Source organism: Methylomagnum sp. (assembly GCF_054333355.1).
Window position 1 is genome coordinate 1 of sequence record NZ_JBTEKS010000238.1, and the last position, 6977, is coordinate 6977.

6 protein-coding genes are annotated in these 6977 nt (G+C 64.2%); 2 read left to right on the top strand and 4 right to left on the bottom strand.

All coding sequences use genetic code 11. From position 1 onward, the window contains the following. Positions 1 to 159 precede the first annotated feature (159 nt). Positions 160 to 951, top strand: a complete 792-nt coding sequence (thiD, locus tag ACXWUF_RS15800) for a bifunctional hydroxymethylpyrimidine kinase/phosphomethylpyrimidine kinase (protein ID WP_458495614.1) — start codon at positions 160 to 162, stop codon at positions 949 to 951. Positions 952 to 1128: 177 nt separating this feature from the next. On the opposite strand, the gene ACXWUF_RS15805 is transcribed toward thiD, so the two are convergent. After that, positions 1129 to 2034 (bottom strand): class I SAM-dependent methyltransferase, encoded by a 906-nt coding sequence (locus ACXWUF_RS15805; protein WP_458495615.1) that lies wholly within the window; start codon positions 2032 to 2034, stop codon positions 1129 to 1131. A 126-nt stretch (positions 2035 to 2160) separates the two neighbouring features. Between ACXWUF_RS15805 and ACXWUF_RS15810 the strand changes: the two genes are divergently transcribed. Then, positions 2161 to 2601, top strand: coding sequence for a CBS domain-containing protein (locus ACXWUF_RS15810; protein ID WP_458495616.1), 441 nt, complete (start codon positions 2161 to 2163; stop codon positions 2599 to 2601). 92 nt (positions 2602 to 2693) lie between these two features. Here ACXWUF_RS15810 and ACXWUF_RS15815 read toward each other — a convergent pair whose 3' ends face one another. The 3 genes from ACXWUF_RS15815 to recJ all read right to left on the bottom strand — a co-directional run. Continuing rightward, on the bottom strand, positions 2694 to 3725 hold the full coding sequence (locus ACXWUF_RS15815) for a zinc-dependent alcohol dehydrogenase (protein ID WP_458495617.1): 1032 nt from the start codon (positions 3723 to 3725) through the stop codon (positions 2694 to 2696). Continuing rightward, entirely contained in the window at positions 3722 to 5029 is a 1308-nt protein-coding gene (gene ribA / locus ACXWUF_RS15820; RefSeq protein WP_458495618.1) for a GTP cyclohydrolase II, read from the bottom strand. The genes ACXWUF_RS15815 and ribA overlap by 4 nt, the downstream gene beginning before the upstream one ends. A gap of 159 nt (positions 5030 to 5188) precedes the next feature. Next, the coding region (recJ, locus tag ACXWUF_RS15825; RefSeq protein WP_458495619.1) for a single-stranded-DNA-specific exonuclease RecJ at positions 5189 to 6977 on the bottom strand (1789 nt) is incomplete at its 5' end.

Consider the following 6977-nt stretch of genomic DNA (forward strand, 5'->3'; position numbering starts at 1 on the left):
CCTTCAGGCCACGACAATGCCGCGCCTGATCGTGGCCTGAAGGCCACTCCCACAACCGCCGGTTTCTCGACTTCTGGAACTTGTTTCTGGCCAAGTGCTTAGCTTTCGCTTTCCAATCATGGGAAACTCCCCGGCTTTCCAAGTCGGCCCGCGTTAATTATGACAAGCACGCCCCCCGTTGTTCTCTGCCTTTCCGGCCACGATCCCACCGGCGGCGCCGGAATTCAAGCGGACATCGAAACCCTGTGGCGGCTCGGCTGCTATCCCTGCACCGTCGTCACCGCCCTGACCGCCCAGGACACCCACAACGTGCGGCGGGTGATTCCGCAGGCGGCGGACGACTTCCTTGAGCAAGCGCGGCTGGTGCTGGCGGATATGAAGGTGGCGGCGGTCAAGATTGGCTTGTTGGGAAGCGTGGACATCGTCCGGGCGGTGGCGGAGATGCTCTCGGACATCGGGCGGGAAACCCCGGTGGTGCTGGACCCCATCCTGGCGGCGGGCGGCGGGCGGAATCTTTCGACCGACGGCCTGGTGGCGGACATCAAAACGCAGCTGATTCCCCGGGCCACCGTGCTGACGCCCAACACGCCGGAGGCGCGGAAGCTCACCGGGGGGGATGGTCCCGACGAATGCGCCCGCGCCCTGCTGGCGCTGGGCTGCCCGAATGTCTTGCTGACCGGCACCCACGAGGATGGTCCCGATGTGGTGAACCGCTGGTATCGCGACGAGGGCGAGCTGTCCTACCGCTGGCCGCGCTTGCCGGACACCTATCACGGCTCCGGTTGCACCCTGGCTTCCGCCGTCGCCGCCGGCCTGGCCCGTGGCCTGCCCATGGCGGACGCCATTGAGGCGGCGCAACGCTTCACCTGGGCGGCGCTGAGCCGGGGATTTCGATTGGGGGGCGGGCAGCTTCTGCCTAATCGGCTTGACCATGGATTTGGGCGCGAATGATTCCCGAATCCCGTCAGGCACGAATGCCGTGGGAGCGGGCTTTAGCCCGCGACCCTGCCGCGCTAGCGCGTGGGCTAGAGCATTTTTATTTTGGGTTTCCGGCGTTCACGTAGGCCGACTGGGTTTTCAAAACCGAGTCGGCCTTTCTCGCTGCCGTACACTCATGTTGGAAACGCTCTAACCCGGCTTCTCCGCCAGGAAATCAAGCTGATGGACCACCAAGCCAAGCCGGGAATCGTTAACATCCCGCAGCCGCGCCCGATACCAAGCTTCCAATTCCTCCTCAACGAACTGGCCGGACTGCGCGGCCTCGTTGCGCATCAATTCCAACAACTCGGTCAGGCACACGGATTCCCGGTCGCGGTAGCGGCGGCTCTCTGGGGTGAGGTTCCAATCGGAGCTGCCGTAGGCCAGCACCTCCAGGCCGGTTTCCAACAGCGCCGCGTGCAGCCGCCGACCCGAGCGGGCGCCGCCGCCGGATTGGTCCCAGACCCGCCGCCGTTCCATGGCCGCGTCGAAGGCGGCGAAAACGCGGTCCTCCAGCGCTTGATCGCGATAAATCGGCAATAAAGACGTTCCCCCGTCATAATTGAGCGTGGCGTAGAACACGCCACGGGGCTTGAGCCAGCCGGAAATCCGCCCGGCCATGGCCTGGGGCGGCAGCAGATTCATCACGGCGTGGGCGATGACGGCATCGTAATGGCCGAGTCGGCCATGCTCGAAATGCTCCAAATCCGCCATAATGAACTCCACCGCCACCTGCCGCTTGCCTTGCCTGGCCTTAATCGCGCCGGGCGAGGCCGTCACCTTGAAGCCCCTCGCGCCCAGCATGGCCACGGTGCGGCGGTGGGCCAACTCCAGCAGCGCTTGATCGCGGTCCACGGCGGTGATTTCCAGCCGGGCCTTGAGGTCGGCATTGAGCAGGCGCCAGATGGAGGCGCCCGTCCCGGTGCCAATATCGAGACAGGCGAGCGCGGCGCGGTCACGCAGCGCGGCGAAGAAGGCCGACTTGACGGCGGGACTGAGGCTGCGCTCATCGAGCGCGAATTTGATGTCCAGATAGTCGCGGAGAGTCACTGACATTGTTTAGCAGCTTCCAGGGTTAAAGGAGGTGTCCCGAATCCGCCGAATTGAATCCAGGTCCATTTTTTTATAAGGTTCAGAAATTTATACATTTGCCAAAGGTGATTTATGCGCGTTTCCGAGTTGATGCACACTAAAGTCTTTACTGTCGAGGAGGATGCCCTGATTGAGCGGGTGTTCTTCTTGATGCACTACGAAAAAATCCGCCATGTTCCGGTCATCAACAGGAAGAGCGAAGTGATTGGCATCGTGTCTGACCGTGATCTTTACAAGGCGTTGGGGCCGAAGACCAATTCGAACGTGATCGAGGAAAGCAATGACAAGGCTTCTCTACACGTAGTGCCTCAAAAGGTGAGACACATCATGCACCGGGCCGTCGTAACCATCAACCCGAACGAGTACGCCACCGACGCAGCCGCCATCATGGCGAAGCATCGAATCGGCGCATTGCCCGTGGTGAAAGACGGGAAGTTGGCGGGAATCATCACTGCAACGGATTTGCTACGCTTCTTCAGCAGGCACAAATCGTCCGAGCATGACGCGGCGGCGGAGCAGGCCAGCGCCTAAATAATTTCGGGGGCTGAAAAAGCAAAAAACCGACTCGGCTTCAAAAGCCGAGTCGGTTTATTTCTAGGGGCGGCGGGACAGTCCCGCCGCTGTCAGGGATATTCGAAGATGACTTGCAAGGCGCCGCTTTGCTTGTCGGCCACCAGCTCGAAAGCCTCTTGGCAGGCGCTCAGGGGGAAGCGGTGGGTGATGAGCCGCTCCGGCGCGATGCGGTCCAGCCATTCCCACGCCAGCTTCAAGCGCCGCTCCTTGGTCCAGCGGCCCGACAAGCCCGGGGCGAGCGTGCCGACCTGGCTGGCGATGAGCCGGATGCGCCGCTTATGGAAGTGGCCGCCCAGGTCGATCAGGCCGGCATTCCGCCCATACCACGAACCCACCACGATGCGGCCATCGTAGCCGGTCAGGCTGATGGCCTGATTCAACGCCTCGATCTGGCCCGAGACCTCAATCACCACATCCAGCCCGTTGTGGTCGCCGAAGAACAGGCAATCCTCCAGCACCGCCAACTCGCGGCCCTTGGCAGGGTCAACCGCCAGCGCCGCGCCCAATTGCTGGGAGCGCTCCCGGCGTGGGGCCACCGGGTCGGCGGTAATCAACTCGGCCAGCGGAAACTGGCTCAGCACCGCCGTCGTCAACAAGCCCACCACGCCCTGCCCAAACACCATGGCCCGTTCGCCCGCCAAGGGCGCCGCGTCCAGCACCAGCCCCAGCGCGGCCTCCATGTTGGCGAGGAACAAGGCGCGTTCCGCCGACATCCCCGAGGGCAGGCGGCGGCAATCCCGCTTGTCGAGGACGACGCGGCCTTGGTGCGGATGCAGCGCGAAAACCCGCTGCCCCACCCAGTCCCGGTCTTCCCGGCCGCCCGCCTCGACCACTTCGCCCACCAGGGCGTAGCCGTATTTGAACGGATAGCGGAACTCGCTGCCGACCCCGGGCGGGGCGTCCTCCTGCCCCCAGCCTTCGGGCATCCGCCCCTGGAAAATCAGTGATTCCGTGCCGGGACTGATGGCCGAGCAATGGGCCTCGATCCGTAATTCGCCGGGCCGCAGGGTAGGCACCTCGGCGTCCCGCGCCGTCACCATGTGGGGGGCCGTGTGAAAAATCGCCTGGGTTCGCGTACTCACGGGTAGCTCACCGGGCCGTGGGCGATCAGGTCGGAGCCAAGGGTCCGGTACTGGCAATCGGTGAGGCGCAGGGACGGCGACCCGCTTGAGCCAGCAATGGCCCGGAGTCCGCCAAGAATTTGGGGGGTGATGGTAATGACGCAGTAGTTCACGAGTTGTTGCTTTAAAAAAGTGTGAATGATGGGGGGACCGCCTTCCACCATGAGAATGCGTAAGTCCCGGTCGCGTAAGGTCCGCAGAATTTCCCCGAGGTCCGGGCCAGCGGCGGCGTCCGCGTTCACCTGGAGGATTTCGGCGCCTGCGGCGACCAACTTTTCCCGCCGGGCCGGGTCGGCTTGGGCGGTGACGGCGATGAGCGGTGGCCGCTTCGCCTCCGCGAGTGCGCGGCACTCGGGCGGCGTCTGCGCCAGCGGATCCAAAATGACCAGACGGGGGTCTTCGCCCTCGCAATAACGCACGTTGAGTCTGGGGTCGTCCGCCAGGAGTGTTTCCACCCCCACCAGCAGGGCGTCGTGGTGTGACCTTAGGTAATGGGTCAGCACCAAGGACTGCTTGGATTCCGGCGCTAGGGACGCCTGCGGGCCGGTGGCGATGCCGCCATCCAAGCTCTGGGTGTAGGTCAGAGTGACGAACGATCCGCCCTCCGGCGCGGTGCGGGCCATGGACAATTGGTCCAGCAGCGGCTCGATGAAGGCCAGATCGTGATGCTCCGGGGTGCGCTCGCGGAAGGTGAGCAGATGGGCCATCTTCTCCGCCTTGGAGCGCAGATAGTCGAGGTTGTCCGCGTGCTGGCCCACCTCGATGGGAATCCGCGCCTCGACCGCGATGCCGTGTCCTTTCAGCTCGTCGACCTTGTGGGGATTGTTGGTGATGAGGTGAATGGAGTCTACGCCCAAGTCCCGGAGGATGCGGGCGGCGATGCCATAGTCCCGCTCGTCGGGCTGATGCCCCAAGCGGATGTTCGCCTCCACCGTGTCCATGCCCTGATCCTGGAGGTTGTAGGCCTCCATCTTCTTGCGGAGGCCAATACCGCGACCCTCCTGCCGCAGATACACCAGCACGCCGAAATTGGCCCGCCCCAGGTATTGCAGCGTGTGCCGGAGCTGGTCGCCGCAGTCGCAGCGCCGCGAGCCGAACACATCGCCCGTCAGGCACTCCGAATGCACCCGCACCGGCACGCCGACCTTGCCGGCCACGTCGCCGATGACCAGGGCCAGATGCTCCTTGCCATGTTCGGAGTAAAGATAAAGGGTGAATTCGCCGTAGCCGGTGGGAATTCGGGTTTTAACCAGATTTTTGATCACAGAAGCCTTGTTGACCACTGTCCGCATTGCTAAATGGCGACAGTATAACTAGAAATGCCCCTACTTCGCCCGGTGGATGTGGGCGCGGGCACCATGCAGGTCGGACTTTAGTCCGACATCTTCCGCCCCGTTCAGCTTTGGATCGGGTTAAAACCCGACCTACGTTGCACTGCTTTCCATGTATTCAATTCGCAATTGCGCATTGCGCACATCCCGGAATTCATTCACTTCCAAGCGATAAGCGGCCCGCACCGTCCGGCACTCCAGCCAGTTCGACGGCTCGGCGACGCCGAAGACGATGGCGTCAATGTCCGGCCCGCCGCCCGCCGGGCGCAGCACCAGCTTCAGATGCCGCTCGTTAAGCACCCGCCGTTGCGCTATTTCAAACTCACCATCAAACAGCGGTTCCGGGAAACCATGCCCCCACGGTCCCGCCTGCTGTAATTGCTCGGCCATGGCGAGGCCCAATTCATCACCCGCCAAGGGGCCGTCGGTCTGCACGGCGTGTTCCAGGTCCGCCGCGCTCAGGCGGCTGGCGGCTTCCTGCTCGAACAACTCGGCGAACCGGGGCAAATCATCTCGATTCAGGCTCAAACCCGCCGCCATGGCGTGACCGCCGAACTGGCGGATGAGGCGCGGATGGCGGGTGTTGATGTCGCTCAGCACGTCGCGGATGTGAATGCCCTGGATGGAGCGCACCGAGCCCTTCACCAAGCCATCCCCCGCCGGGGCGAACACCACCGTGGGCCGGTGGGCCAAGTCCTTGACGCGGGACGCCACCAAGCCAATCACGCCCTGGTGCCAACTTTCGTCGAACAGGCACAGGGCCGACTTGCCCGCCATGGGCACGTCCAGCGTGTCCAGATGGGCCAGCGCCTCCTGCTTCATCTGGTCCTCCAGCTCCCGCCGGTCGCGGTTCAATTCGTCCAAATGCGCCGCCATGGCCTGGGCTTGGTCCGGCTGGTTGGTGAGCAGGCATTCAATCCCCAGGCTCATGTCATCCAACCGACCCGCCGCGTTGAGCCTCGGCCCGACGGTGAAGCCCAAATCGGTCGCCGTGGCTTGGCGCGGTTTGCGGCCCGCCACGGCCAGCAGCGCCAAAATGCCCGGATGGGCCTGCTCCGCCCGGATGCGCCGCAAGCCCTGATGAACCAGGATGCGGTTGACATGGTCCAGCGGCACCACGTCGGCGATGGTGCCGAGGGCCACCAAGTCCAGCAGTTGGGCCAGATTGGGTTCCGCCCCGCCCGCCCGCCCGAAATGGCCCGCGCCGCGCAGCCGTTGGCGCAGGGCCATCAGCACGTAAAACATCACGCCCACCCCCGCCAGCGCCTTGCTGGGAAACGCCTCGCCGGGCAGGTTCGGATTCACCAGGGCGTCCGCCTCGGGCAGCACCGCGCCGGGCATGTGATGGTCGGTAATCAACAGGCTCATGCCCCGCTGTTTCGCCGCCGCCGCGCCTTCCAGGGCGGAAATGCCGTTGTCCACGGTGAGCAGAATATCGGGCCTCCGCTCCGCCGCCAGGGCGACGATTTCCGGCGTCAGCCCATAACCGTACTCGAAGCGGTTGGGCACCAGATACGACACCCGCCGCAGGCCCAAGGCCCGCAAGCCCCGCACCGCCACGGCGCAGGCGGTGGCCCCGTCGGCGTCGTAATCGCCGATGACGAGCAGGCTCTGGTTTCGGGCGATGGCGTCCGCCAGCCGGTCGGCCATGGCGTCCATGCCGGACAGCAGGGAAGGCTGGGGCAGTCGGTTCAGCGATAGGTCCAGTTCCGTCGCCGCGCTGACCCGCCGCGAGGCGTAAAGGCGGCGGAGCAGCGGCGGGAGGTGAGCCAATCCGGCCTCAGAAAGCGCGGCGGATGGACGGCGGACGATTTTCTTTTTGACCGGATGATGGAGCATGGTGAGCCGGGTGATGAAAAAAGAAGTGGGAGTGGGCTTCAGC